The 2,804-nt window shown below is 54.4% G+C and carries 4 protein-coding genes; 1 reads left to right on the top strand and 3 read right to left on the bottom strand.

Translation table 11 applies throughout. The features are described from left to right. The 3 genes from Q1B13_RS26710 to Q1B13_RS26700 all read right to left on the bottom strand — a co-directional run. On the bottom strand, positions 1-1,121 hold a 1,121-nt coding region (locus Q1B13_RS26710; protein ID WP_299800829.1), incomplete at its 3' end, for a HAMP domain-containing sensor histidine kinase. A gap of 23 nt (positions 1,122-1,144) precedes the next feature. After that, a complete protein-coding gene (locus Q1B13_RS26705; RefSeq protein ID WP_298938158.1) occupies positions 1,145-1,804 on the bottom strand; it encodes a response regulator transcription factor in 660 nt (219 codons plus the stop codon). Between the two features lie 37 nt (positions 1,805-1,841). Further along, positions 1,842-2,420 (bottom strand): hypothetical protein, encoded by a 579-nt coding sequence (locus tag Q1B13_RS26700; RefSeq protein WP_299085918.1) that lies wholly within the window; start codon positions 2,418-2,420, stop codon positions 1,842-1,844. 199 nt (positions 2,421-2,619) lie between these two features. Between Q1B13_RS26700 and Q1B13_RS26695 the strand changes: the two genes are divergently transcribed. Further along, positions 2,620-2,804 (top strand): hypothetical protein (locus Q1B13_RS26695; protein WP_299085917.1); only part of this gene is annotated, 185 nt, incomplete at its 3' end.

Here is a 2,804-nt window from a genome sequence, read left to right as displayed (position 1 = left end):
CCGGGCCCGTCATCTTCAACGCAAATTTCGATACCCCTATCTGTGCGCTTTGCTGTGATTTGGAATGTTGTTCGGCTCCACTTGAGCGCATTGTCGAGGAGATTTCCGATCACTTCTTCAATGTCCTGAGGATCCATGCGGACAAGCAGACCTGCCTCGTTGTCTGACACAAGGGTCTTCCCCTCGCGTTCCGCCATAACCGAGAATAGCCGGGACAGTCGTTCGACCGAGTTCGACAGGTCTGTCCTAGAATGGGTTAGCTCTCCAGTGTTTGAAGCACGCATGCGCGCGAGCGAGCGGCCAAGCTGAGCGTCAATTCGAGATAACGCCTCTTCCGCAGGCTCTGTGTGTACGCCGGCGTCAGACAGATCCGCCAATTCGTTTCGTAAGATGGCTGTCGGCGTTTTCAGAGCGTGCGCCAGATCCGCTGCCTGCCTTCGCGAACCGGAGACGATCTCTCTGTTTCGATGCAGCAGTTTATTGAGGTCTTCTACCAGAGGCGATACCTCGTCCGGGTAGTCTGCGGGCACCAGTTCATCACCCCGATCCCAGCGATGAGCGACATCGGCACGCAACTTCCTGAGGGGGCCGATAATGGCGGACATCAACAAAAGCGAACTGGCCACTCCGATCAAACCGACCAAGCCGAAAACCGAGAGCAGGTATCTTTGTGCGGCACTGCGTTCGTTGATCAGTTGGTTCCTGCTTTCGGCGACAGTTACACCCCACTCCGTTCCGTCTTCGAACGTAATTTTTTGATAGACGCTGCGAACGGCCTCGTTGTCCGGACCTGTAGTGTTCCAAATGATTGTTTCGCCACTTGCGCGCGGAGGTTCGGAAATCGTTTCGTCAAAAAGCGAGGCAGAGGTATAGATGGCGCCAGTACCGTCTGTTACTTGCCAATACCGCCCTGAGTAGGGCGTACCATAGGCCGGGTCGAATACAAACTGCCGCAAGGTTTCAGGATCATCCGTAGTCGCACTTAGGCCAACGACAACTTGCGTATGATCGTCTTGCAGCGCACTGTCGAACTGATCCAAGACGCGCGTATTGATATAGGAAAACACCACCAGGGTACCAACGCCTACAGACAACGCACCCGAGGCGATACCTCCGAGCAAGGCCCGTTGGCGTAACGACAGCATTAGGCAGGATCAATCATATAGCCCCGTCCCCTGACGGTTGTGATCAAATCAGAGCCCAGTTTTTTGCGCAGACGCGTAACGAATACGGCGATCGTGTTGGAATCTCTGTCGCCGTCATATTCGTAGATGTGTTCTGACAACTCAGTGCGTGACACCATACGACCAATGTTGTGCGCCAGATAGGTAAGAACTGCGATCTCCTGTGCAGTCAGATCGACAGGAATGCCACCAACACTCACCCGCCCGTTTCGTGTATCCAGTGAGACATCCCCCATTTCTATCACGGGGTTCAACTGGCCGCTCTGGCGTCGCAAGATTGCTCGAACGCGCGCAGCCAACTCAGGCATGTGAAACGGCTTGGTCATATAGTCATCCGCGCCGGCATCTAACCCGTCGACACGTTCACTCCAGCCATCTCTGGCAGTCAGGATCAAGACTGGGGTCTTAACACCTGCGCTGCGCCATTCACGCAGGACCGAGATACCGTCTCGCTCAGGCAGGCCAATGTCGAGGATGATCATGTCGTAAGGTTCAGTCGATCCCAGATGCAGAGCATCCGTACCATTGTTGGCCACGTCTACCACGCGGCCTTCCGCGCCCAACAGCTTCTTAACTTGCTCACAAAGCTGGGGTTCGTCTTCGGCAAGGAGTATTCGCATATCCAGAAACTACAGCTAAAGCGCGGTCAGCTTCACTCTATTTTTTTCCGCCGCCATTACCGCCTCCGTTACCGTTGCCGTTTCCGCCGCCGTTACCGTTACCGTTACCGCCGCCATTACCGCCTCCGTTACCGTTGCCGTTTCCACCGCCGTTACCGTTACCGTTACCGCCGCCGTTTCCGCCGCCATTACCACTGCCACCTGCATTGCTACGACCTGCACTGTTTCCACGGGTGGCAGAGGCACTCTGACCGTTATTGCTCTTGGATTTAGTTGAATTGCGGGCGGCCTCGGAAATCTCGCGCCCGACACTTGAACCGTTCGAGACGACTGTACCGGTTTGAGCATTCACGATCACGCTGACGATCTTTCCGCCCGGCTTTTTGACCAGAATACGATAATAAATTTTGTCCGCTTTGAATGCACGTGCGTCGACTGGGGTCCCACCGAAAGCTTTTTCCACACCCTTAATGACACGGTTCAACCGGATTGCGGTGCCTGAAAACGTCGCCATGCGCAGTTCAGACTGATTGAGTTCGCGTGCGTCTGCAGCCGCTTGTCCTCCGGACAAGGCAGTCAGCAACGCTGCAACCAGAAAAAACACTTTGGCTGACATAACACCCTCAAACACTTTCAGTGAAGACTATATGGCCGGACGTGAACCGATGATGAACAAGCAATTAGCCCTGCGTTCAAGCGCCCTCAAGTTAAATGAAGCTCAGCGTTGTTGATTCGATCACGGATCAATCGGCCAAAACACGGCGCCCAGGTTCAGTTTATCGATAGCTGTTGCTGTGAGTTTTTAGGAGATTGAGATGAACATCACCAAGTGCAGACTGCTGAAAGCCTCCACAATTGCGATTGCCCTTCTGGGTTCGACGGCCATTGTGACCACTGTTACCGCCCCTGATTTTGCCTATGCCAAGCAAGGCAATGGCAACGGCGGTGGAAATGGCAATGGCAACGGCGGTGGAAATGGCAATGGCAACGGCGGTGGAAA

Origin of the sequence: uncultured Ruegeria sp. (assembly GCF_947489545.1) — a bacterium.
In the GTDB taxonomy this organism is placed as follows: domain Bacteria; phylum Pseudomonadota; class Alphaproteobacteria; order Rhodobacterales; family Rhodobacteraceae; genus Ruegeria.
Note: the sequence above shows the minus strand (reverse complement) of the source record. Positions and strands in the feature narration are given on the sequence as shown.